Source organism: Mumia sp. ZJ1417, from assembly GCF_014127285.1.
In the GTDB taxonomy this organism is placed as follows: Bacteria; Actinomycetota; Actinomycetes; order Propionibacteriales; family Nocardioidaceae; genus Mumia.
Genome location: NZ_CP059901.1, coordinates 3,493,349 through 3,516,057, shown reverse-complemented (window position 1 = coordinate 3,516,057; position 22,709 = coordinate 3,493,349). Strand labels below are relative to the sequence as shown.

Here is a 22,709-nt window from a genome sequence, read left to right as displayed (position 1 = left end):
AAACCACCGTCGAACGCCACCTCCACGGTCCGCGGGCGGGCCGGTGCGAGAATCGAGCACATGGTCAGCGAACCCGTGTACCACCGCTACGTCGCGCTCGGCGACTCGTTCACCGAAGGAGTCGGGGACCCCGACAAGCGCCGCCCCAACGGGCTGCGTGGTTGGGCCGACCGGGTGGCCGAGGTGCTGGCGACCAAGTCCGACGACTTCGGGTACGCCAACCTCGCCGTACGAGGTCGCCTGCTCAAGCCCGTGATCGCCGAGCAGCTCGAGGCGGCGCTCAAGCTGTCGCCGGACCTCGTGACGATCTATGCCGGCGGCAACGACATCCTGCGCCCGAAGGTCGACCTCGACCTCCTCGGTGAGCTGTACGACGCGGCCATCGGGCGGCTCGCCGTCTGCGGGGGGCGCGTGGTGATGTTCACCGGGTACGACCTGGGCTACGCGCCGGTGTTCGGCAAGCTTCGGGGCCGCGTCGCGATCTACAACGAGATCGTCCGCGAGATCGCCGACAGGCACGGCGCGACGCTGGTGGACTTCTGGCGGTTCCGCGAGTACCGCGACGACCGCTACTGGGACACCGACCGTCTCCACCTGTCGAGCTACGGCCACAAGCAGATGGCGTTCCACGTGCTCGACACGCTCGGGGTCAGCCACGAGCTCAAAAAGCCCCGTCTGCCGAAGGCGGCGCCGCCCACCAAGAAGCAGCGGCGCGACGCCGACCTCCAGTGGGCCAAGGAGTTCGCGGTGCCGTGGGTCCAGCGGCGGATCAACGGGACGTCCTCGGGCGACACGGTCAAGCCGAAGCGCCCCACGCTCGAGCGGATCTGACCGCCGCGAGGCACCGCGCTGAGGGGTTGCGGGCCTCCGTGACCCCTGCCACGGTCGGATGATGAGCCCCCGCATCCTCACCGTCGCCGCCGCACTCACCCTCGTCGCGCTCGTCGGGACGCCTCCCGCCCAGGCCCACCGGCCCGCTCCGGAGCCACCGCCCCCCGTACCGACCCCCACCTCGTACGGCACGGGCGGCGCGGTCTCGTCGGTCGACGCCACCGCGAGCCGGGTCGGACGTGACGTGCTGGCCCGTGGGGGCAACGCCGCGGACGCCGCGGTCGCGATGGCGGCCACGCTCGGCGTCACCGAGCCGTACAGCGCGGGGATCGGGGGCGGCGGCTACTTCGTCTTCTACGACGCGAAGAAGCGCAAGGTCTCCACGATCGACGGACGCGAGACCGCGCCGGCCGGCATCTCGCCCGAAGATGCGTTCCTCGACCCCGCGACCGGGCAGCCGTACCGGTTCACCCCGGAGCTCGTCTCGTCCGGCGTCGCGGTCGGCGTGCCGGGCACGGTCGCGACGTGGGACGCGGCGCTGGCGCGCTTCGGCACCCGCAGCCTCGCCCGAGCCCTCGCACCGGCGACGGAGGTCGCGGCAAAGGGCTTCCCGGTCGACCAGACGTTCCGCAGCCAGACGCTCGACAACAAGGCGCGGTTCGCTGCTTTCCCGGACACCGCCGCTCTGTTCCTGCCCGGTGGCGACGCCCCGCAGGTCGGCACGACGTTCCGCAACCCCGACCTCGCCCGCACGTACGCCGCGATCGCGAAGCGCGGGCCGAAGGCCTTCTACGGCGGCGCGCTCGCCGAGGAGATCGCCAAGACCGTCCAGGCGCCGCCGAAGGACCCGGCCTCCGCGCTGCCCGCACCGGCGGGCTCGATGACGACCGAGGACCTCGCCGCGTACCGCGTCCGTCACCAGGCGCCGAGCAAGGTGAGCTATCGCGGGCATGACGTCTATTCGATGGCGCCGTCGAGCTCGGGCGGGACGACGGTCGGCGAGGCGCTGAACATCCTCGAGAACTATCGCCTGGGCGGCGGCGCGGACACGGCACAGAGCCTGCACCTGTTCCTCGAGGCCAGCGCCCACGCGTTCGCCGACCGCAACGCGTACGTCGGCGACCCGGCTTTCGTGGACGTGCCGACGAAGACGCTGCTCAGCCAGCGGTTCGCCGACTCGCGCGCGTGCGTCATCGATCCGACGAAGGCCGCGATCCGGCCCGTGGCGCCCGGCGCGCTCAGCGGCACCGGCTGCGGCACGGCTGACCGTACGGAGAAGCCCGACACCGAGAACGTCTCGACGACCCACCTCTCGGTCGTCGACAAGTGGGGCAACGCCGTCGCCTACACGCTCACCATCGAGCAGACCGGTGGCTCGGGCATCACGGTGCCGGGACGCGGGTTCCTGCTGAACAACGAGCTGACCGACTTCACCGCGGTGTACGACGCGGCTGATCCCAACCGCATCCAGCCCGGCAAGCGCCCGCGCTCCTCGATGGCGCCGACGATCGTGCTCGACGACGGCAAGGTGAAGTACGTCCTCGGCTCGCCCGGCGGTGCCACGATCATCACGACCGTGCTGCAGATCCTCGTGAACCGCATCGACCTCGGCATGACGTTGCCGGAGGCGGTCGCGGCACCGCGCGCGTCGAGCCGCAACGCGGCCACGACACCAGCCGAGCCGGAGTTCATCGACGCGTACGGGGCGGCGCTCGCTCCGTACGGGCAGCGGCTCGTCCCGTCCGGCGACGCGTTCACGTCGGCCGCGCAGATCGGGGCGGCCGCGACGATCGAGGTCGGCAAGCGCGGTGCGATGACCGCAGCAGCCGAGCCCGTACGACGCGGCGGTGGCACGGGGCTCGTGGTGCGCCCGCAGCGCCGGTAGTCAGCGCCGCAGGAGCCGTCCCCGATTCGGGCGCTTCTCCACCTCATCGCGGTCGCGCAACGGTGGAAAACTGCCCGAATCGGGGACGGGGCCTACCGGCTCGCCGCGTAGGTCCGTACGGAGGACGCGGCCGCGCAGGGTGAGCCCGTCGTATGCCGACAGCTTGTTCTTGTGCGCGAGCGCATCGGCGCGGACCTCGTACGAGCCGCCGGGTGACCACCAGACGAGGTCCGCGTCGTTGCCGACCGCGATCGCGCCCTTGCCCTTGATGCCGGCGATCCGCGCCGGGCCCGCCGACATCCACGCGCTGACCTGCGCGAGGCCGATCCCGCGCCGCGACGCCGCGTCCGCGACGGCCGCGAACCCGACCTGCAGCCCCGCGATCCCGCCCCAGGCCTGCTGGAGGTCGCCGTCGCCGCGGGCCTTCTCGGCGAGCGTCGTGGGGGAGTGGTCCGAGACGATGCAGTCGATGATCCCGTCGACGAGGGCGTCCCAGAGCGCGTCCTGGTTGCCGCGGTCGCGGATCGGCGGGCAGCACTTGTACGCGGCGGCGCCGTCCGGCACGGATGCGGCGTCCAGCACGAGATAGTGCGGGCACGTCTCGACCGTCAACGGCAGGCCCTCGGCCCGCGCCTCCGCGATCAGGTCGAGCGCACGCGCCGACGACAGGTGGACGAGGTGGGTGCGCGTGCCGGTCTCGCGTACGGCGTCGACGACACTCGCGATCGCGGCGACCTCGGCGCCGTCAGGTCGCGAGGCGACGAAGTCCGCGTACGCCCTGCTTGGCCGCGCCGACGCCGACGCGATCACGCCCGGGTCCTCTGCGTGGACGAGCAGCAGCCCGCCGAAGCCGCCGATCTCGCGCATCGCCGCCTGGAGCTGGTCGCCGTCGAGCGGCGCGAACTCGGGGACCCCGGAGTCGACCAGGAAGCACTTGAACCCGTACACGCCCTCGTCCCATAGCGCCTCCAGCGACCCCAGGCTGTCGGGCACCGCGCCACCCCAGAAGCCGGTGTCGACCCGCAGCTGACCGGCCGCGCACTCCCGCTTGAGCGCGAGCGCCGCCGGGGTCGTCGTCGGCGGGATGCTGTTGAGCGGCATGTCCACGAGGGTCGTGACGCCTCCCCGCGCGGCGGCCTCGGTCGCGGTCGCGAAGCCCTCCCACGCCGTGCGCCCGGGCTCGTTGATGTGGACGTGGGTGTCGACGACGCCGGGGAGGAGGTACGCGCCGCCCCCGCCCCCACCGTCGGTCGAGCCACCCCCATCGCCGGTCGAGCCTGTCGAGACCCCCACCACCACCCCGTCCCGCACGGTGATCTGCGCGGGCTGCAGCACCCCGTCGACGAGCGCCCGCTCCGCTCGGACGACATGGATGGCCATGGCCTCAGCAGAACCCGGCGGCCGAGGCCCACACCGCACCCGCAGGCTCGGCGCCCTCGCGCAGCACGCTCGCCTCGATCAGCCCGTACGGCTGGTCGGCCGCAGAGAAGACCTCGCCGGGGTTGTCGAGGCCGAAGGGCGCCAGGTCGACGAGGAAGTGGTGCTTGTTGGGCATCGAGAAGCGGATCTCCACCGCTTCCGGCACGGCGTCGAGCACCGCGCTCCCCATCGCGTACGCGGTCTGCTGCAGGGAGAGGGAGTGCGTGTCGGCGAACGCCTCGAGCATCGCGGTCCGCGCGGCGGCGTACGCCTCGTCGTACGCGACCGCTCCGCCGTACCGCCATCGCGCGGTCACCGACGTCGAGAGGATCCGGTCGGTCGCCTCGGGCAGCGTCGTGAAGCGGTCGCGCGGGAAGCCGACGAACTCCGACCCCGTCGACGCGAGCACGACGAGGTCCTTCAACCCCGCCAGGACCGTCGTCGCGTCGCCGTCACGGACCACGGCGGCCGTACGGACCTCGCCGCCGTCGCGCGTGAAGGCGTGGTCGTGCCCGGTGTCGCCCACCGCGATCCGCGACCACGCGTACTGCTCGGCCGTCCACCGACCGCCCGTGACCCACGCGAACGACCCAGTGAAGTGGTCCGCGAGGCGCAGCAGGAACTCCTCGGGAGCCCCGATGCCGTCGCGGGCCAACGCATACACGGTGTTCTTCTGCGTGTCCGTCGCCACCACGTGCGCGTTGTCGCCCGCCACGTGTGCCGCCTCGAAGTCGCCGGTCAGCTGGCTGGTGACCGACAGGTCGGCGAGCGCGTGGCGCGGCGTCGCGCGGTCCACGCGCAGCACCCGGACCTCGGCCTTGCCGTACCGGTTGGCGCCGAGCGCGTACGGGGGAGGCGGGCCCATCTCAGCTCCCTCGGTAGGTGGAGTAGGCGAACGGGCTGAGCAGCAGCGGCACGTGGTGGTGCTCGGGGGAGTCGACGACGAACGTCACCTCGACGACGGGGAAGTACGCCGGACGGTCGTCGCGGGCGAAGTAGGCGCCGGTATCGAAGGTGAGGCGATAGGTGCCCGCCGCGAGGTGCTCCGGGCCGAGGTCGGTGAGGCGGCCGTCGTCGTCGGTGGTCCCGACGGCCATGATCTCGACGACGCGCTCGTCGACGAGGCTGAGCGTCACGGCGACCCCCGTGGCCGGGCGGCCGAGCGCGGTGTCGAGGACGTGGGTGGTGACGTGGCTGGTCATGAGCCATCCTCCCGCGCGGCGTCGGTGGTGAGGGTCGTCGTTGTCACGGCGTCGCGCAGGCGCAGCAGCGCGATCTCGCGGAGCTGTCCCTTCACGACCTCGCGCTCGGTGGCGTCGTCGTTGCTGAGCCGCCCCTCGAGCAGCGCGAGGACCTCGTCGGCGTCGCGGCCGGCCGCCCGTACGAGGAACACGCGGTCGAACTGTTCCTCGTACGCCGCATTCGCCTCGCGCAGCCGAGCGGCGACGTCGCCGCCCGCCCGGACCCCGGACTGCTCGTGCGCCGACATCGCCGCCTCGGCCGCGGGACGACGGGAGCGTTCTCCGATGCGCGGGTGCTGGGCGAGCGCGTGCGTCACCTCGTCGTCCGTCCACGTGGCGGCAAGCGAGTCGGCGTACGAGAGCAGCGCGTCGACCGACTCGTACGGGCGATCGTCGACGAGCGCGTCGACCCACCGGGGGACGTCGGCGCAGGACGTCAGCGACGCGGCGAGGATGTCGCGCGGAGCGTCGTTGAGAGCGACGAGGTCCATGCCCACGAGCATGGCCCTCTCGTGCCGTGGCGCATCCCGTGTTGGACTCGCTCGACGGTGATAGCAAGTGCTATCGTCGTTTCGTGAGGTCATCGCTCGAGGAACGGTTCGCCCGGCTGATCGAGGCCGGCGCGCGTGCTGACCTGCTTCGGGACACGGCCCACGCGCTGCTCATCGATGCCGTGCACGACGCGGTCGAGGCCGGCGCCTCACAGCGGCAGATCGCCGAGCGGCTAGGGCGCTCACAGCCAGAGGTTTCACGCCTGGCGAAGCTTGCACGAGAGGAGTTCCGTGGAACGACGCGGCTCGGCCGGCTCGTGCGCGAGCACCGCACGGCGATCCGCCGTGCAGTCCGGGAGGCGGGTGCGAGCAACGCACGAGTCTTCGGATCGGTGGCACGCGGCGAGGACGACGAGCAGAGCGACGTGGACATCCTGGTCGACATCCCTGATGACTTCACACTGTTCGATCTCGGCGATCTGACGGTGCGTGTCGGAGACATTCTCGGGGTTCCTGTTGATGTGGTCCCCACTCGAGGTCTGAAGGGGAAGATTCGCTCGACCGCGTTGAATGAGGCGGCAACGCTGTGACTCGCGCGCCGTCGGAGCGGATCCGGAACGCGCTCTCGCATGTCGCGATCCTGCGTCAGCACCTTGAACGGGGCCCGATCGACGACCTCCTGATCTTCGATGCAGTGTGCCAGCGACTCGCTGCCAGCATCGAAGAAGTCATGGCGTTGCCGGAGGAGCTCGTGATTGCTGAGTTCGGCGCGCGGTGGCGCGGTATTCGCGCGACACGCAATGCGCTCGCGCACAACTACAGGTTTGTCGACCACCTCGCAGTCCGCCAGACGGTCAGTGACAACCTCGACGACTTCGAGCAGGGGCTCCGCCGTCTGCAGGTGACGATTGCGGCCGGGGGTGGATAGGGCGAAGCCCCTGTAGGGAGAGTCGGCTTCTCAGAACTCCGCCGCCACCGCCAGGACGGCGGCCTCGAACGCGTCGATCGCGAGCGCCACATCGTCCAGTCGCACCGCCTCGTCCGGGTGGTGCGAGATGCCGTCGCGACAGCGGACGAGCTGCATCGCCACCGGCGTCACCGCCGCCATCGCCATCGCGTCGTGCCCGGCGCCGCTGAACAGCACCGTCACCGACTCTTCGCCGGTCGTCGCGCGGATGCCTGCCGCGACGGCGTCCCGCAGTGCCGGATCCATCGCGACTGCCTGGGCGCGATGCGTCTCGACCGCCTCGAAGACCAGTCCCCGTTCGGTGCAGCGTTTCTCGACGGCGCTCGCGATCAGGTCCCAGGCCCGGTCGCGGTCGGCGTCGTGCTCGGCCCGCAGGTCGAGCGTGAGGTCGACGTGCCCGGGGACCACATTCGCCGCGCCCGGGTGCACCTCCAGCGCACCGACGGTGGCGACCACGCCCTCCGTACGGGCGATCCGCTCGACCTCGATCACGGCGTGGCTCGCGCCAACCAGGGCATCGCGGCGGCGCTCGTACGAGGTGCCGCCGGCGTGGCGCGCCTCGCCGACCACGCGCAGCGCGAAGCGCCGAGCGCCCGCGATCGCGCTGACGACGCCGAGCGGGCGGTCGGCGTCCTCCAGGGACGGGCCCTGCTCGATGTGCGACTCCAGATAGCCGACCAGCGACTCCGGCGGCCGGGCGGCCTCACCGACGCGCGCCGGGTCGAGCCCGAACTCCACGAACGCCTCGCGCAGCCTCACCCCACCGGCATCGACCTGCGCCCACCACGCCTCGTCCCAGGTCCCCGCGAGGCCGCGGCTCCCCGTCAGCGCGGCGCCGAAGCGGGTCCCTTCCTCGTCGGAGAAGCCGACGACCTCCAGCGCGAACGGCAGCGAGGCGACGCGTGCGTGCAGCCGCACGGCCACCGCGAGCGCAATGGCGACGCCGAGCGGCCCGTCGTACCGGCCTGCGTCGGGCACCGTGTCGAGGTGTGACCCGAGGAGGAGCGCGGGCAGGTCGGAGGTCAGCCCCTCCAACCGTCCGCACACGTTGCCGACGGCATCGACCCACGTCGCCATCTCCGTCTGCGCCATCCACGACGCGACGAGGGCGTTCGCTTCCGCATGCGAACGCGTCAGCGCGAACCGGTCGATCCGGCCCGACCGGGCACTCAGCGCGGCGAGAGCGTCGCAGCGTGCCAGTGCCGTACGGGCGTCGGCGAGCGCGGTCTCGGACGGCCTCACGTCGCGTACACCTCTCTGGCCGCGGCCACACCCGATCCCGGCGTCGGCGAGGTGCCCGCAGCTCGCAGCACCTGCTCGAGTGCCGCCAGCGTCGTGAGTACGGCGTCGTGGCGGGCGTTCCAGCCCATCGTGCCGATCCGCCAGACCTTGCCGTGGAGCGGTCCGAACGACGTCCCGATCTCGATGCCGAAGTCCTCGAGCATCGCCGTCCGCCCCGCGTCGCCGTCGACACCGTCGGGGATCTCGACCGCGACCACGTTGTGTATCTTGTGCCGCTCGTCCCCGAAGACCGCGAGCCCGAGCGCCTGCACGCCCGCCGTCATCGCCGAGCCGTGCAGCCGGTGACGCTCGACGGCCTCGGGCATCCCTTCCTCGACGAGCAGGCGGGCGCACTCGCGCGCCCCGTACAGCATCGTCGTCGCCTCGGTGTGGTGGTTGAGCCGCCGCGGACCCCAGTAGTCGAGGATCATCGCGAGGTCGAGGTAGTTCGAGCCGATCCGCGTCCCACGGTCCACGTCGCCGGCCTCGCGCAGTCCCGCCTCCACGTGCCGCCGCCCCTCGACGACCGCGACGGCGGCGTCCGACAGGGTGATCGGGGCGCTCCCCGACGGGCCGCCGAGGCACTTCTGCAGGCCTGCGGTCGCGACGTCGAGCTCCCACCCGTCCATCGCGAACTCGTTGCCCGCGAGCGACGCGGTCACGTCGACGTACGTCAGCACGCCGAGCTCGCGGCAGGTCGGCCCGAGCGAGGACAGCGGCTGGCACATCGAGGTCGACGTGTCTCCCTGGACGGTCGCCAGCACCTTCGGACGGATCCGGCGTACGGCGTCGACGAGCTCCTCCTCATCGAACACCGTGCCCCACGGCGTCTCGACCACGTGCACCTCGGCGCCGCACCGCTCGGCGATCTCGCGCAGGAGGTGGCCGAACCTCCCGAGGATCGGCACCAGCACCCGGTCGCCAGGCTCCAGCAGCGAGACCAGCGCCGCCTCGATCCCGGCCCGCGAGGTGCCGTCGACGAGCAGCGTCGCGGCATTCGTCGTACGGAAGACCTCGCGGTAGAGCGCCCTCGTCTCGTCCATGGTGGCGAGCATCCACGGGTCGTACTGGCCGACGAGCTGCGCCGACATCGCTCGCAGCACCCGCGGGTCGGCGTTGACCGGTCCCGCGCCCATCAGCAGCCGCGGCGGCGGGGAGATCGGTGCAGCGGGCACGGTTCCTCCTCGTCCGGGATCGGGCCGACGGCGGGCGCGGCGTGCGTCGCCTCCCGTCAACTCTGACATCGCCGCGCCGACTCGCCCTTCGGAACGGGTGTGTGTCCGGGTCGACACACCGGGCCTCGCCTGTGGACGACCGGCCCGGTAGTCAGGGGCGCGACCTAGTCTTGACAGGTGCTGACCCTCGCCGACCTCGCCGACCTGGCACTGCTGCGTCGGCACATGGACGAGGGCACCATCGACCGCGGCAAGGCGTACGCCCGCGGGGGATACGTGATCGATCTCGACGTCGCCCGCAACCGCGACGGCTACGTCCTGCAGAGCAGCGTGGCGGGCAGCGGCGTCGCGACCTACCAGACCGTCGTCTCCGCGCGGCGCGACCACGACACGCCGATCGAGCTCTACACGGCGTGCTCCTGCCCGGTCAGCCACTTCTGCAAGCACGCGGTCGCGACCGTGCTGGTGGCCCATGCACGCGAGGTCGCGCCGACGTCCGCCCCGGCAGCACCGGGGTCGAGCTGGGAGCGGATCCTTGACGAGCTCGTCGCCGACGTCGACGAGGGCCCGTCCTCGCCCGGGCCTGACGGCCGCCGTGCCAGCGGCGAGCTCGCGCTCCGTTTCGAGGTGGCCCCGCACCGCCACGACGAGCGACGGTTCGGCCGCGGCGCCCCGTCGTCCGCGCGCTCGCCCCTGCACCTGCGCCCGGTCACGCGCGGGCGACGCGGCGAGTGGATCAAGAAGGGCGTCGAGTGGCGCGACCTCGTCGTCGCCGACCCGCGCGACGGCCGGTACGTCCCCGAGCACGTCGACGTGCTCCGCGCCATCCACGGCACCCATCGAGCTCGGATGTCGTACGGGTTCGGGTCCGAGGACAACCTCCCGCTCGCCAAGCTGGGCGCCTCCCTGTGGCGGCTGCTGCGCGAGGCCCACGAGGTGGGGTTGCCGCTCGTCGCGTCAGGGTTCGCCGAGCTGCGTGTCGCGTCGCAGCCGGCGCGGCTGTCGATGGATGCCCGTGCCGACGGTGGTGGGGGAGCGGTCCTCCTCGCCGGTGCCGGGGTCGGCGGCTCGTGGGTCCCCGCGGAGGACGCGACGCTGCTCGGGTCGCCCGAGCACGGAGTCGCGCTGTGGGAGGGCGAAGGCGACGACGCCGTGGTCACGCTCGCCCCGCTCGACCGTGCGCCGACGGCCGCGGTGCGTGAGCTGTTCCTGACTGGCCGCACGGTCGCCGTGCCGCGTGAGGGCATGGCCGACCTCCTCCACACCTATCTCCCTCGCGTCCGCAGGCTCGTCGAGGTGACCTCGCGCGACGACTCCGTCCAGGTGCCCGAGCCACCCGCTCCCCACCTCGTCCTCGCGCTGACCTGGGTGGACGGCCACGAGGTGCGCCTGTCGTGGGCGTGGCACTACCGCTCCCTCGCGACGGGCCAGACCGTGCGCGTGTTCGCTCTCGACGAGGAGCCCGCCCCTTACGGCATGCGCGACGCCGACCTCGAGCGCATCTCCCTCGACCGCCTCGCGCTCGAGGACGACGCCGCCGTCCTGCTCCTCCGTACGACCACGGCGGGCCCCCGTCCGTACCCCGAGCTCGTCCTGCGCGAGATGGACGCGGTCCGCTTCGCCGAGGACGTCCTCCCCGGTCTCCGCGACCACCCCGCCTTCGAGGTCCACACCGACGGCCAGCCGCAGTTCCGCGAGGTCGTCGGCAAGCCCGAGATCCAGTTCACGTCGGCGCCCGCGCCCTCCGGCCGTACGGACTGGCTCGACCTCGAGGTCGTGGTCACGATCGGCGGCCGCCAGGTCGGGCTCGCGACGATCATCGAGGCGATCGCGACCGGCCAGGACAAGGTGCTGCTGCACAAGACCGAGCCCAAGGGCACCTACCTCTACGTGAGCGTCGACCATCCCGAGCTCGACGCGCTCGCGCGGATGCTCGCCGACGCCCGCGCCCTCGACGACCGACCCCGTGACGTCGCGACCATGAGCCTCGCCACGCAGGCCTTCGACCTCTGGGACGAGCTCGGTGAGCTCGGCGTCGTCGACGTCGAGGCGGCACGCTGGGTCGCGCTCGCCCGCACGCTCGTCGGCCAGGACGGCGTCCCGGACGTCGCGCCGCCGGTCGGTCTCAAGGCGACGCTGCGCCCCTACCAGCGCGAGGGCTTCTCGTGGCTCGCATTCCTCGCCGAGCACGGCCTCGGCGGCATCCTCGCCGACGACATGGGCCTCGGCAAGACGCTGCAGACCCTCGCGCTGATCGCCCACGCCCGTGAGCGCGAGCCCGACGCGCCGCCGTTCCTGGTGGTCGCGCCGACCAGCGTCGTCGGCACGTGGGCGAGCGAGGCCGCGACGTTCGCGCCCGACCTCGAGGTCCGTACGGTCACCGAGTCCGCCGCGCGGCGCTCCCAGCCGCTGAGCGACGTGGCGGCCGGAGCCGACCTCGTCGTCACGTCCTACACGCTGCTGCGGCTCGAGGCCGACGCGTACACCCGCCTCGCGTGGTCCGGCCGCATCCTCGACGAGGCGCAGGCGGTCAAGAACCACCGCGGCAAGACCTATCAGGCCGTACGCCGGGTCGAGGCGCCGTTCTCGCTGGCGATCACCGGCACACCGGTCGAGAACGACCTGATGGAGCTGTGGTCGCTCCTCTCGCTGACCGCGCCCGGGCTCTTCCCCTACCCGCTGCAGTTCGCCAAGACCGTCGCCCATCCGATCGAGAAGGGCGGCGACGCCGACCTGCTGGCGATGCTGCAGCGGCGGATCCGTCCGGTCCTCCTGCGCCGCACCAAGGACCTTGTCGCGTCCGACCTCCCGCCCAAGCAGGAGCAGGTTCTCGAGGTCGCCCTGTCGGCGCGCCACCGCAAGATCTACGACACCCACCTGCAGCGTGAGCGTCAGCGCATCCTCGGGCTTCTCGAGGAGGCCGGCGACGACGAGGTCGCACTGCGGCGTCACCGGATCACGATCTTCGCGGCCCTGACCCGCCTGCGGCAGCTCAGCCTCGACCCCGGCCTGGTCGACGCCGCGTACGACTCCGTCGGGTCCGCCAAGCTCGACCTGCTCGTCGAGCACGTGCGCGAGCTTGCCGCCGAGGGGCACCGGGCCCTGGTCTTCAGCCAGTTCACGTCGTTCCTGAGGCGTGTCCAGGATCGGCTGGAGCGTGAGGGCCTCACGACGTCCTACCTCGACGGCAGCACCCGTGACCGGGCTGCCGCCATCGACGGGTTCAAGGCCGGCGACCAGCCGGTGTTCCTCATCAGCCTCAAGGCGGGAGGCGTCGGTCTCACCCTCACCGAGGCCGACTACGTCTTCGTCCTCGATCCCTGGTGGAACCCCGCGGTCGAGGCGCAGGCCGTCGACCGCGCCCACCGGATCGGGCAGGAGTCGCCGGTCATGGTCTACCGGCTCGTCGCCACCGGCACGATCGAGGAGAAGGTCGTCGAGCTCAAGGCGCGCAAAGCCGAGCTCGTCGCGAGCGTCCTCGACGGTGGCGCGTCCTTCGGGGGCCTGACCGCCGACGACCTCGCCGGGCTCTTCGGCTAGGAGTCCTCGGTCCCTGCGAGGGCGTCGCGGACCGGGACGAGCTTGGCCTGCGACTCCGCGAGCTCGGCCTCCGGGTCGGAGTCGGCGACGATCCCGCACCCCGCGAACAGCCGGACCCGTGCTCCGTCGTACTCCGCCGAGCGCAGGGCGATGCCCCACTCGCCGTCACCGTCGGCATCGATCCATCCGACCGGTGCGGCGTAGCGGCCGCGGTCGAGCTTCTCGATCTCGTCGATGAGCGCGAGCGCGTCGGCGCGCGGGGTGCCGCCGACCGCCGCCGACGGGTGGAGGGCGGCCGCGAGGTCGAGCGCGGTCGCCGTCTCGCGCTCGGCGTCCACGACGCCCGCGACGTCGGTCGCCAGGTGCATGACGTTGGGGAGGTGGAGGACGAACGGTGCCTCGGGCACGTTCATCGACGAGCAGTACGGCTCGAGGGCGTCGGCGACCGAGCGCACCGCGTACTCGTGCTCCTCGAGGTCCTTGCTCGAGCGCGCCAGCGAGCCCGCGAGCGCGAGGTCACGGGAGTCGTCGCCGGTGCGCCGGATCGTGCCGGCCAGCACCCGCGAGGTGACGAGGCCGCGTTCGCGCCGTACGAGCATCTCCGGCGTGGCGCCGAAGAGGCGGTCGACGTGGAACGTCCAGCAGTTCGGGTACGACGCGGCGAGCCGTCGCAGCGGAGCGCGGACGTCTAGGGGAGCGGCGAGCTCGGCCACGAGGTCGCGTGCGAGGACCACCTTGTCGAGGTCGCCGGCCTCGATGCGGCGGACGGCCTCGGACACGATCGACTCCCACTGCGCGCCCGAGGTCGAGCCGTCGGCGAACGCGACGTCCTCGGGGGCGACGGGATCCTCGGTGGCCCGCAGCTGCGGAGCGGTCGCCAGCGCGGACTCGCGGATCGTCGTGACCCAGGCCGTGCCGCCACGGCGTCCGACGACGACGCTCGGCACCACGAGGACCGAGCTCCCGTCCGCGCGCCCGCGGGTGGCACCCGAGGCGTCGGCGAAGGCGAAGGACCCGAACGCCACGAGGCCGCTCCCGGCGACCTGGACCTTGTCGCGGACGACGGCGTGGGCGGAGATCTCGCGCCACCACGCGCTCGCGTCGGCGAAACGCTGCGCCCCGGTGGTCTCGACCCGGGCGGCCTCGCCCCACGCGACGAGCCCGTCGCCGTCGCGCACCCAGGCCAGCGCGCCGTCGGAGGGGAGCAGGTTCACGAGCGGGACGCCGTCCAGCGTGGAGGGGGCGAGCGGGACCGTCTGCGCCACGAGACGGAGCGGTCCCTGGAGGGGCACGACGGTGTCGGTCACGTCTGCCAGGGTACGACCCGTGGCATCGCGAGCGTCGCGGTGCGTGACACAGTTGGGCACGTGAGCCGAGCGAGCCTGGACAAGCAGCCCCACGAGGTCGCGTCGATGTTCGACGCCGTCGCACGTCGCTACGACCTGACCAACGACGTGTTGTCGCTGGGGCAGGACCGGGCGTGGCGCCGCCGCGTCCGCGCGCTCGTGGGCGCCCGTACGGGGGAGAAGGTGCTCGACCTCGCGGCAGGCACCGGCACCTCGTCGGTGCCGTTCGCCGACGACGGGGCGTACGTCGTCCCGTGCGACTTCAGCCTCGGGATGCTCCGCGAGGGCAAGCGTCACCACTCCGCCCTGCCGTTCACCGCGGGCGACGGGATGCGTCTGCCGTTCGCCGACGAGACGTTCGACGCCGTGACGATCTCGTTCGGTCTGCGCAACGTCCACGAGCCCGCGGTGGCCCTCGAGGAGATGCTGCGCGTGACCAGGCCGGGTGGGCGTCTGGTGGTCTGCGAGTTCAGCCACCCGACGTTCGCGCCGTTCCGCAAGGTCTACCTCGAGTACCTGATGCGCGCGCTCCCGCCGGCCGCCCGTGCGGTGTCGTCGAACCCCGACTCGTACGTCTATCTCGCCGAGTCGATCATGTCGTGGCCCGACCAGCTCGGGCTCGCCAAGGTCATCGCCGAGTCCGGGTGGGGGCCCGTGCGCTGGGAGAACCTCTCCGGCGGCATCGTCGCGCTCCACACCGCGACCAATGGCTGACCTCCGCGCCGCATGCCACCCTCCGACGTCGTACGGAGGGTGTTTCCGCGCCCCCGTACGCGTGCTGAATTACGCAATGTATTCCGCGCGAAATCGCAGGTCGGACGGCGTTCGCAGGGGAGTCCTGCGACCTTCACCACCCCCTGTCGTGAGTGTCCTGCGCCCGTGGCATAGTGACGGGAAACACAGGATCTCACCGACCGTGAGAGCCTGTGGACAGGCTCGTGAAGGTTTTCACGAAGGGAGGATGCGGTGACCGAGTACACCCCGATTCTGGTGCTCGCCGCCATCTCGGGAGCATTCGCGGTTTTCTCCGTGCTGATCGCTCCGATCACGGGGCCGAAGCGCTACAACCGCGCCAAGGTCGACTCGTACGAGTGCGGCATCGAGCCGTCGCCCCAGGCGGCGGGCGGTGGACGCGTCCCGGTGAAGTACTTCATCACCGCGATGCTCTTCATCGTCTTCGACGTGGAGATCATCTTCCTCTACCCCTTCGCGGTGGAGTTCGACCTTCTCGGCTGGTTCGGCATCGTCGAGATGCTGCTGTTCATCGCGACGGTCTTCGTCGCGTACGTCTACGTCTGGCGCCGCGGCGGACTGGAGTGGGACTGACATGGGTCTGGAGGAGAAGCTCCCGAGTGGAGTCCTGCTGACGACAGTCGAGGGACTCGCGGGCTACTTCCGCAAGGCGTCGTTCTGGCCGGCCACGTTCGGCCTCGCCTGCTGCGCGATCGAGATGATGGAGTTCGGCGCGCCGAAGTACGACTCGTCGCGCTTCGGCATGGAGGTCTTCCGCGCCTCGCCGCGCCAGGCCGACCTGATGATCGTCGCGGGCCGCGTCAGCCAGAAGATGGCGCCGGTCCTGCGGCAGATCTACGACCAGATGGCCGGCCCCAAGTACGTCCTCGCGATGGGCGTCTGCGCGAGCTCGGGCGGGATGTTCAACAACTACGCGATCGTCCAGGGCGTCGACCACGTCGTCCCGGTCGACATGTACCTGCCCGGTTGTCCGCCGCGCCCGGAGATGCTCATCGACGCGATCATGAAGCTCCACGACAAGATCCAGCACACCAAGCTCGGTGCGCACCGTGTGGCCGAGATCGCCTCCGACGAGAAGATCGCCCTCGAGGCAGTCCCGACGTCGGCGATGAAGGGGCTGCTGCGATGAGCGGGGTTTCGACAGGCTCAACCAGCGGGGGCGGCTCAACCAGCGGGGGCGGCGAGGAGGTCGTCCCGTCGCAGGCGCGGATCCTCGAGGTCGTCGAGGTCCGCGAGGGTATGTTCGGCGTCGACGGCACCGGCGACACGTCCGGCTACGGCGGTCTGCAGCGCCCCGTCGCGATGCCGGCGGCCTCGCGTCGTCCGTTCGGCGGCTGGTACGACGACCTCGCCGACCGGCTCGAGGCTCTCCTCGGCGAGACGATCGGTGAGGGTGCGATCGAGTCCGTGGTCGTCGACCGCGACGAGGTCACGCTGCACCTCCACCGCACGCGCGTCCGCGAGGTGTGCCAGCACCTGCGCGACGACGCCCTCCTGCGCTACGAGCTGTGCAGCGGCATCTCCGGCGTGCACTACCCGCATGAGATCGGCCGCGAGCTGCACGCCGTCTACCACCTGCTGTCGATGACCCACAACAGGCGCATCCGCCTGGAGGTCGCCGCCCCGGAGTCCGATCCGCACATCGAGTCCGTCGTCGCCGTCTACCCGACCGCCGACTGGCACGAGCGCGAGACCTACGACTTCTTCGGGATCATCTTCGACGGCCACCCGGCCCTGACCCGGATCCTCATGCCAGACGACTGGCCGGGGCACCCCCAGCGCAAGGACTACCCGCTCGGCGGAATCCCCGTCGAGTACAAGGGCGCAACCATCCCACCGCCGGACGAGCGGAGGTCGTACTCGTGAGCACCACAGACACCGGCGCCAGCGCCGACCCGTACGCACAGAGCCAGGACACGACGGCCGGCCCGGTCTTCACCGTCACCGGTCAGGACTGGGACGACGTGGTCGCGGGCGTCGACCCCGACGCGTCCGAGCGCATCGTCGTCAACATGGGCCCGCAGCACCCGTCGACGCACGGCGTGCTCCGGCTGATCCTCGAGATCGAGGGCGAGTCGGTGACCGAGGCCCGTTGCGGCATCGGCTACCTGCACACCGGCATCGAGAAGAACATGGAGTACCGCAGCTGGACGCAGGGCGTGACGTTCTGCACCCGCATGGACTACCTGTCGCCGATGTACAACGAGGCCGCCTTCGTCCTCGGGGTCGAGAAGCTCCTCGGCATCACCGACCAGGTCCCCGAGAAGGCCTCCGTCCTGCGCGTGATGATGATGGAGGTCAACCGGATCTCCTCGCACCTCGTCGCGCTCGCCACCGGTGGCATGGAGATCGGCGCCCTCACCGTGATGACGGTCGGCTTCCGTGAGCGCGAGCTGTGCCTCGACCTGTTCGAGCTGTTCTCGGGGCTGCGGATGAACTCGGCCTACCTCCGCCCCGGCGGCGTCTCGCAGGACGTCCCCGACGGCGGACTCGACGCAGTCGACCGGTTCGTGGCGCTCATGCGCAAGCGGCTCCCCGAGCTCGCCGCGCTGTGCAACCAGAACCCGATTTTCAAGGGCCGCCTCAAGGAGGTCGGCTACCTCGACCTCGCCGGCTGCCTCGCGCTCGGCGTCACCGGACCGGCGCTGCGCTCGACCGGCTACGACTGGGACCTGCGCAAGAAGCAGCCCTACAGCGGTTACGAGACGTACGACTTCGACGTCATCACCCGCGACGAGCCCGACGCGTACGGACGCTTCCGCATCCGCCTGGACGAGATGGACCAGTCGCTGCGCATCGTCGAGCAGTGCGTGGCGCGGCTCCGTACGCTCGAGGGCGCCCCGGTCATGGTCGCCGACAAGAAGATCGCCTGGCCCGCGCAGCTGTCGGTCGGCCCTGACGGTCAGGGCAACTCCCTGGAGCACATCCGCCACATCATGGGCGAGTCCATGGAGGCGCTGATCCACCACTTCAAGCTGGTCACAGAGGGCTTCCGCGTTCCGGCCGGGCAGGTCTACACGAGCGTCGAGTCCCCCCGCGGCGAGCTCGCGTGCCACCTCGTCTCCGACGGCGGGACACGGCCCTACCGGGCGCACTTCCGCGACCCGTCCTTCAGCAACCTGCAGGCGACCGCCGCGATGTCCGAGGGCGGCATGCTCGCGGACGTCATCGTCGCGATCGCCAGCCTCGACCCGGTGATGGGAGGCGTGGACCGATGAGCAGCCTGGACTCCGCCCACGTACGCGACGACCTGCAGGCGATCATCGCCCGCTACCCGCAGAAGCGTTCGGCCCTGCTGCCGATGCTGCACCTCACACAGTCGGTCGAGGGCCGGGTGACCCCGGAGGCGATCGAGCTCTGCGCTGAGCTGCTCGACATCTCGACCGCCGAGGTGAACGGGGTCGCGACCTTCTACACGATGTACAAGCGGCGCGAGGTCGGCGACTACCACGTCGGCGTCTGCACCAACACGCTGTGCGCGGTGATGGGCGGCGACGCGATCTTCTCCCGCCTGCGCGAGCACCTCGGTGTTGGCAACGACGAGCGCACGGCCGACGGCAAGGTGACGCTCGAGCACATCGAGTGCAACGCCGCCTGCGACTACGCGCCGGTGATGACGGTCAACTGGGAGTTCTTCGACAACCAGACGCCCGACTCCGCCGTCGAGCTCGTCGACGACCTGCGCGCCGGCACGCCCCGTACGGCGACCCGCGGCGCCCGCATCACGACGTGGCGCGAGGCCGAGCGGGTGCTCGCGGGCTTCCCCGACGGGCGTGCCGACGAGGGACCGTCCGCCGGTGACCCGTCGCTGGCCGGGCTGCGGCTGGCGCACGAGCGAGGGTGGGTCGCGCCGGGAGAGGACGGATCTCGACAGGCTCGACCGGCGGAGGATGCCGAGGCCGCCGTCGCGCAGGCCGACACCCGCCGGGCCGAGTCCGAGACGTTGGTCGACGACAGCACGACCCCGCCCGCGCAGCGCGAGGAAGCGGAGGACACCGAATGACCGTCGCACCTCTCACTCCCGTCCTCACCAAGGACTGGGACCACGAGCGCTCCTGGACTCTCGACTCGTACGGCGACTACGCCGGGCTGCGCGCGGCCCTGCGCATGGATCCCGACGAGGTGATCGCCCTCGTCAAGGACTCCGGCCTGCGCGGCCGCGGCGGGGCGGGCTTCCCCACCGGCATGAAGTGGGGCTTTATCCCGCAGGGGCCCGAGCCCGACGGCACCGTCAAGCCGCACTACCTCGTGGTCAACGCCGACGAGTCCGAGCCGGGCACGTGCAAGGACATCCCGCTGATGATGGCCACGCCGCACACCCTGATCGAGGGGGTGGCGATCACGTGCCATGCGATCCGCGCCAAGAACGCGTTCATCTACGTGCGCGGCGAGGTCCTGCACGTCATCCGCAGGCTGCAGGCCGCGGTCGCGGAGGCGTACGCGGCCGGGGTGCTCGGCAAGGACGTCTTCGGCTCGGGGATCGACATCGACGTGGTGGTCCACGCCGGCGCCGGGGCCTACATCTGCGGTGAGGAGACCGCGCTCCTCGACTCCCTCGAGGGGCGTCGCGGCCAACCGCGGCTGCGCCCGCCGTTCCCCGCCGTCGCAGGCCTGTACGCCGCGCCGACCGTGATCAACAACGTCGAATCGATCGCATCGGTGCCGTGCATCGTCGAGCGTGGTGCCGACTGGTTCGGGTCCATGGGCACCGAGAAGTCCAAGGGCATGACGATCTACTCGCTCTCGGGCCACGTGAAGAACCCCGGCCAGTACGAGGCGCCGCTCGGTATCACCCTGCGCGAGCTCCTCGACATGTCGGGCGGCATGCGTGAGGGATCCGAGCTGAAGTTCTGGACGCCGGGAGGCTCCTCGACCCCGCTGCTCACCGCCGCCCACCTCGACGTGCCCCTCGACTACGAGGGAGTCGCCGGAGCCGGGTCGATGCTGGGCACGAAGGCGCTGCAGCTGTTCGATCAGACGACCTCGGTGGTCCGCTGCGTGCTGCGGTGGACCGAGTTCTACAAGCACGAGTCCTGCGGCAAGTGCACGCCCTGCCGCGAAGGCACGTGGTGGCTGGTGCAGACCCTCGAGCGGCTCGAGGCCGGCAAGGGCACGGAGGGTGACATCGAGCTCCTCCTCGACCAGTGCGACAACATCCTCGGGCGGGCGTTCTGTGCGCTGGGAGACGGAGCGACCAGCCCGATCACCTCGGCCATCGAGCACTTCCGCGACGAGTTCGAGGCCGGGATGCACACGCCGGCATGGGACCTGTTCCCGTACGTGGCGTCCACCGCCTGGAAGGGAGTCTCGGCATGACCGTCACCCAGGACAACGACTCCGGAGCAGAGCTCGTCGACCAGAACCTCGTCTCGCTGACGATCGACGACGTCGAGGTGAGCGTCCCCGAGGGCACGCTCGTGATCCGTGCGGCCGAGCTGATCGGCGTCGAGATCCCGCGCTTCTGCGACCACCCGCTGCTGGCTCCGGTCGGCGCGTGCCGCCAGTGCCTGGTCGACGTCCCCGACGCCGGCAACGGGCGCGGCTTCCCCAAGCCGCAGGCGTCGTGCACGCTCCCGGTGTCGCCGGGCATGGTCGTCAAGACGCAGGTGACGTCGCCGGTGGCCGACAAGGCGCAGACCGGGATCATGGAGTTCCTCCTGATCAACCACCCGCTCGACTGCCCGATGTGCGACAAGGGCGGCGAGTGCCCCCTCCAGAACCAGGCGCTCAGCCACGGGCAGGGCGAGACGCGCTTCGAAGAGACCAAGCGCACCTATCCCAAGCCGCTGAGCATCTCGCAGCAGATCCTTCTCGACCGCGAGCGCTGCATCCTCTGCGCCCGCTGCACGCGCTTCTCCGAGCAGATCGCCGGTGACCCGTTCATCGCGATGGCCGAGCGCGGCGCGCTCCAGCAGGTCGCGATCTACGAGAACGAGCCCTTCTCGTCGTACTTCTCCGGCAACACGATCCAGATCTGTCCGGTCGGTGCGCTGACGAGCACCGCCTACCGGTTCCGCTCGCGGCCGTTCGACCTCGTGTCGACGCCGTCGGTGGCCGAGCACGACGCCTGCGGTGCCGCGATCCGGGTGGACCACCGGCGCGGGAAGGTGCTGCGCCGTCTCGCCGGCGACGCCCCCGAGGTCAACGAGGAGTGGATCAGCGACAAGGACCGCTTCGCGTTCGCGTACGACCGCCAGCCCGACCGCCTGACCCGGCCGCTCGTCCGCGATCCCGAGACGGGTGCGTTGGAGCCCGCGTCGTGGCCGGCCGCGTTCGCCGCCGCCGCCCGTGGGCTGCTGAGGGCTGCGGGCGGGGTCGGCGTCCTCACCGGCGGGAGGCTCCCGCTCGAGGACGCGTACGCATACTCCAAGCTCGCACGCACGGTGCTCGGCACCAACGACATCGACTTCCGTGCCCGCCCGCACTCCGAGGAGGAGGCGGCGTTCCTGGCCCATGCGGTGGCCGGCACCGGGCTCGGGGTCACCTACTCCGACCTGGAGGCGGCCCGCAAGGTCGTGCTCGTCGGTCTGGAGCCCGAGGACGAGGCAGCCACGATCTTCCTGCGGCTGCGCAAGGCGTGGCGCAAGAACGGCACCGAGGTCGTCGCGCTGGCCAGCCACGCGACGCGGGCGCTCGAGAAGACGGGCGGACGCCTGGTCCGTACGGTGCCGGGCGACGAGGCCAAGGCGCTCGGCGAGGCCGGTCTCGAGACCGGCACGATCGTGCTCCTCGGCGAGCGGCTCGCGAGCGTCGAGGGCGCGTTCTCCACCGCGCTCGTCGCCGCCCGCCGCGCCGGCGCCCGCCTGGCGTGGGTCCCGCGCCGCGCCGGTGACCGCGGTGCGGTCGACGCCGGCTGTCTGCCTCACCTCCTGCCGGGCGGTCGCCCGGTCGCCGACGCCGAGGCACGCGCCGACCTGGCCGCCGCCTGGGGTGTCGCGTCCGTGCCCTCGTCCCCAGGTCGCAGCACCGACGAGATCTTGGCCGCCGCACGCTCGGGGCAGCTCGGTGCGCTCCTCGTCGCCGGTGTTGAGGTCGACGACCTCGCCGACCCGCAGGGCGCGATCGAAGCGCTCGACGCCGCGGGCTTCGTGGTCAGCCTCGAAGTACGCGCCAGCGCGGTCACCGAGCGCGCCGACGTGGTGCTGCCGGTCGCCTCGACCTCCGAGAAGGCGGGATCGTTCGTCTCGTGGGAGGGTCGTCGCCGGCCGTTCGACGAGGTCTTCTCGCTGCCGAACACGCTGTCGGACACCCGTGTCCTCGCCGGGATCGCCGAAGCCGCCGGCCGCGACCTCGGATTCCGTACGACGGGAGCCGCCGGTGCCGAGCTCGACGAGCTGGGTGCCTGGGACGGCGCCCGCGCGCCACGGCCGGAGGTCGTCCCCGGACGCGCCGCCCGCACCGATCCGAGCGAGGTCGTCCTCGACACCTGGCGCCGGCTGATCGACGACGGCCGCGGCCAGGACGGCGACCGCCACTACCAGGCGACGGCCCGTCCCTCGGTGGCGCTGGTGTCGGCCGCGACGGCCCGCGCGATCGGCGTGCACGACGGCGACGAGGTCGTCCTCGGCACGGAGCGGGGTGCCGTCGCGGTCCCCGTGGCGGTGGCCGACATCGCCGACGGGGTCGTCTGGACCCCGACCAACTCCAACGGCTTGTCGCTGCCACGCATCCTCGGCGCCGCGTACGGAGACGTCGTGACGCTCGAACGGTCCCCGCACGCCCGACCGGACGACCGGACGGCGGCCGAGCCCGCCGAGGTGCTCGAACCCCTCGAGTCGGC

Annotated in this window: 19 protein-coding genes and 1 pseudogene; 13 read left to right on the top strand and 7 right to left on the bottom strand. The window is 71.6% G+C overall.

All coding sequences use genetic code 11. The features are described from left to right. Nucleotides 1–60 precede the first annotated feature (60 nt). Entirely contained in the window at nucleotides 61–831 is a 771-nt protein-coding gene (locus H4N58_RS17100; RefSeq protein WP_167005942.1) for an SGNH/GDSL hydrolase family protein, read from the top strand. A gap of 61 nt (nucleotides 832–892) precedes the next feature. Continuing rightward, entirely contained in the window at nucleotides 893–2,716 is a 1,824-nt protein-coding gene (gene ggt / locus H4N58_RS17095) for a gamma-glutamyltransferase (protein WP_167005939.1), read from the top strand. Here ggt and allB read toward each other — a convergent pair whose 3' ends face one another. The 4 genes from allB to uraD are packed head-to-tail and all read right to left on the bottom strand — an operon-like array spanning nucleotide 2,717 to nucleotide 5,867. After that, complete coding sequence (allB, locus tag H4N58_RS17090; RefSeq protein WP_167005936.1) at nucleotides 2,717–4,096, bottom strand: allantoinase AllB; 1,380 nt, start codon at nucleotides 4,094–4,096, stop codon at nucleotides 2,717–2,719. A 4-nt stretch (nucleotides 4,097–4,100) separates the two neighbouring features. Next, nucleotides 4,101–5,000, bottom strand: a complete 900-nt coding sequence (gene pucL, locus H4N58_RS17085; RefSeq protein WP_167251562.1) for a factor-independent urate hydroxylase — start codon at nucleotides 4,998–5,000, stop codon at nucleotides 4,101–4,103. A gap of 1 nt (nucleotide 5,001) precedes the next feature. Next, nucleotides 5,002–5,337, bottom strand: a complete 336-nt coding sequence (gene uraH, locus H4N58_RS17080) for a hydroxyisourate hydrolase (RefSeq protein WP_167005930.1) — start codon at nucleotides 5,335–5,337, stop codon at nucleotides 5,002–5,004. Continuing rightward, a complete protein-coding gene (uraD, locus tag H4N58_RS17075; RefSeq protein ID WP_167251564.1) occupies nucleotides 5,334–5,867 on the bottom strand; it encodes a 2-oxo-4-hydroxy-4-carboxy-5-ureidoimidazoline decarboxylase in 534 nt (177 codons plus the stop codon). The genes uraH and uraD overlap by 4 nt, the downstream gene beginning before the upstream one ends. 83 nt (nucleotides 5,868–5,950) lie before the next feature. Between uraD and H4N58_RS17070 the strand changes: the two genes are divergently transcribed. Both H4N58_RS17070 and H4N58_RS17065 read left to right on the top strand, forming a co-directional pair. Then, complete coding sequence (locus H4N58_RS17070) at nucleotides 5,951–6,457, top strand: nucleotidyltransferase family protein (protein ID WP_208322441.1); 507 nt, start codon at nucleotides 5,951–5,953, stop codon at nucleotides 6,455–6,457. Next, nucleotides 6,454–6,795, top strand: coding sequence for a HepT-like ribonuclease domain-containing protein (locus tag H4N58_RS17065; protein ID WP_167005924.1), 342 nt, complete (start codon nucleotides 6,454–6,456; stop codon nucleotides 6,793–6,795). Before H4N58_RS17070 ends, H4N58_RS17065 begins: the two co-directional genes overlap by 4 nt. Before the next feature lie 30 nt (nucleotides 6,796–6,825). On the opposite strand, the gene H4N58_RS17060 is transcribed toward H4N58_RS17065, so the two are convergent. After that, nucleotides 6,826–8,076 carry an allantoate amidohydrolase gene (locus H4N58_RS17060; protein WP_167251566.1) on the bottom strand — a complete coding sequence of 417 codons (1,251 nt, stop codon included), beginning with the start codon at nucleotides 8,074–8,076 and terminating at the stop codon, nucleotides 6,826–6,828. After that, a complete protein-coding gene (locus H4N58_RS17055; RefSeq protein ID WP_243845148.1) occupies nucleotides 8,073–9,290 on the bottom strand; it encodes an alanine--glyoxylate aminotransferase family protein in 1,218 nt (405 codons plus the stop codon). The genes H4N58_RS17060 and H4N58_RS17055 overlap by 4 nt, the downstream gene beginning before the upstream one ends. A gap of 177 nt (nucleotides 9,291–9,467) precedes the next feature. On the opposite strand from H4N58_RS17055, the gene H4N58_RS17050 reads away from it, so the two are divergent. Continuing rightward, the gene (locus H4N58_RS17050) at nucleotides 9,468–12,830 is read left to right on the top strand and encodes a DEAD/DEAH box helicase (protein WP_167251568.1); all 3,363 of its coding nucleotides are present in this window, start codon (nucleotides 9,468–9,470) and stop codon (nucleotides 12,828–12,830) included. Here the strand turns inward: H4N58_RS17050 and H4N58_RS17045 are convergent. Next, nucleotides 12,827–14,146, bottom strand: coding sequence for an isochorismate synthase MenF (locus H4N58_RS17045; RefSeq protein ID WP_370465473.1), 1,320 nt, complete (start codon nucleotides 14,144–14,146; stop codon nucleotides 12,827–12,829). The genes H4N58_RS17050 and H4N58_RS17045 overlap by 4 nt on opposite strands. A gap of 51 nt (nucleotides 14,147–14,197) precedes the next feature. Here H4N58_RS17045 and H4N58_RS17040 point away from each other — a divergent pair, with 51 nt between their 5' ends. The 8 genes and pseudogenes from H4N58_RS17040 to H4N58_RS17005 all read left to right on the top strand — a co-directional run. Beyond that, nucleotides 14,198–14,890, top strand: a complete 693-nt coding sequence (locus H4N58_RS17040) for a demethylmenaquinone methyltransferase (protein WP_167005915.1) — start codon at nucleotides 14,198–14,200, stop codon at nucleotides 14,888–14,890. 252 nt (nucleotides 14,891–15,142) lie between these two features. Further along, entirely contained in the window at nucleotides 15,143–15,502 is a 360-nt protein-coding gene (locus tag H4N58_RS17035) for an NADH-quinone oxidoreductase subunit A (protein ID WP_167005913.1), read from the top strand. 1 nt (nucleotide 15,503) lies between these two features. Next, nucleotides 15,504–16,058 (top strand): NADH-quinone oxidoreductase subunit B family protein, encoded by a 555-nt coding sequence (locus tag H4N58_RS17030; protein WP_167005910.1) that lies wholly within the window; start codon nucleotides 15,504–15,506, stop codon nucleotides 16,056–16,058. Beyond that, nucleotides 16,055–16,795: an NADH-quinone oxidoreductase subunit C gene (locus H4N58_RS17025; RefSeq protein WP_167005907.1), complete on the top strand. Its 741-nt coding sequence runs from the start codon at nucleotides 16,055–16,057 to the stop codon at nucleotides 16,793–16,795. Before H4N58_RS17030 ends, H4N58_RS17025 begins: the two co-directional genes overlap by 4 nt. Then, nucleotides 16,792–18,147, top strand: coding sequence for an NADH-quinone oxidoreductase subunit D (locus H4N58_RS17020; RefSeq protein WP_167005904.1), 1,356 nt, complete (start codon nucleotides 16,792–16,794; stop codon nucleotides 18,145–18,147). Before H4N58_RS17025 ends, H4N58_RS17020 begins: the two co-directional genes overlap by 4 nt. After that, nucleotides 18,144–18,932: an NADH-quinone oxidoreductase subunit NuoE gene (gene nuoE / locus H4N58_RS17015; RefSeq protein WP_167005901.1), complete on the top strand. Its 789-nt coding sequence runs from the start codon at nucleotides 18,144–18,146 to the stop codon at nucleotides 18,930–18,932. The genes H4N58_RS17020 and nuoE overlap by 4 nt, the downstream gene beginning before the upstream one ends. Next, entirely contained in the window at nucleotides 18,929–20,245 is a 1,317-nt protein-coding gene (nuoF, locus tag H4N58_RS17010) for an NADH-quinone oxidoreductase subunit NuoF (protein ID WP_167005898.1), read from the top strand. The genes nuoE and nuoF overlap by 4 nt, the downstream gene beginning before the upstream one ends. Beyond that, nucleotides 20,242–22,635 (top strand): annotated as a pseudogene (locus H4N58_RS17005) (NADH-quinone oxidoreductase subunit G); the annotation flags it as partial. The gene nuoF and the pseudogene H4N58_RS17005, both read left to right, overlap by 4 nt. Nucleotides 22,636–22,709 lie beyond the last annotated feature (74 nt).

What these genes read in the sequence shown, in the direction of transcription:
- ggt (WP_167005939.1), top strand. Translation starts at nt 893, where the DNA reads ATGAGCCCCCGCATCCTCACCGTCGCCGCCGCACTCACCCTCGTCGCG.
- allB (WP_167005936.1), bottom strand. Translation starts at nt 4,096, where the DNA reads ATGGCCATCCATGTCGTCCGAGCGGAGCGGGCGCTCGTCGACGGGGTG.
- pucL (WP_167251562.1), bottom strand. Translation starts at nt 5,000, where the DNA reads ATGGGCCCGCCTCCCCCGTACGCGCTCGGCGCCAACCGGTACGGCAAG.
- uraD (WP_167251564.1), bottom strand. Translation starts at nt 5,867, where the DNA reads ATGGACCTCGTCGCTCTCAACGACGCTCCGCGCGACATCCTCGCCGCG.
- nuoF (WP_167005898.1), top strand. Translation starts at nt 18,929, where the DNA reads ATGACCGTCGCACCTCTCACTCCCGTCCTCACCAAGGACTGGGACCAC.
- H4N58_RS17030 (WP_167005910.1), top strand. Translation starts at nt 15,504, where the DNA reads ATGGGTCTGGAGGAGAAGCTCCCGAGTGGAGTCCTGCTGACGACAGTC.
- H4N58_RS17100 (WP_167005942.1), top strand. Translation starts at nt 61, where the DNA reads ATGGTCAGCGAACCCGTGTACCACCGCTACGTCGCGCTCGGCGACTCG.
- uraH (WP_167005930.1), bottom strand. Translation starts at nt 5,337, where the DNA reads ATGACCAGCCACGTCACCACCCACGTCCTCGACACCGCGCTCGGCCGC.
- H4N58_RS17025 (WP_167005907.1), top strand. Translation starts at nt 16,055, where the DNA reads ATGAGCGGGGTTTCGACAGGCTCAACCAGCGGGGGCGGCTCAACCAGC.
- nuoE (WP_167005901.1), top strand. Translation starts at nt 18,144, where the DNA reads ATGAGCAGCCTGGACTCCGCCCACGTACGCGACGACCTGCAGGCGATC.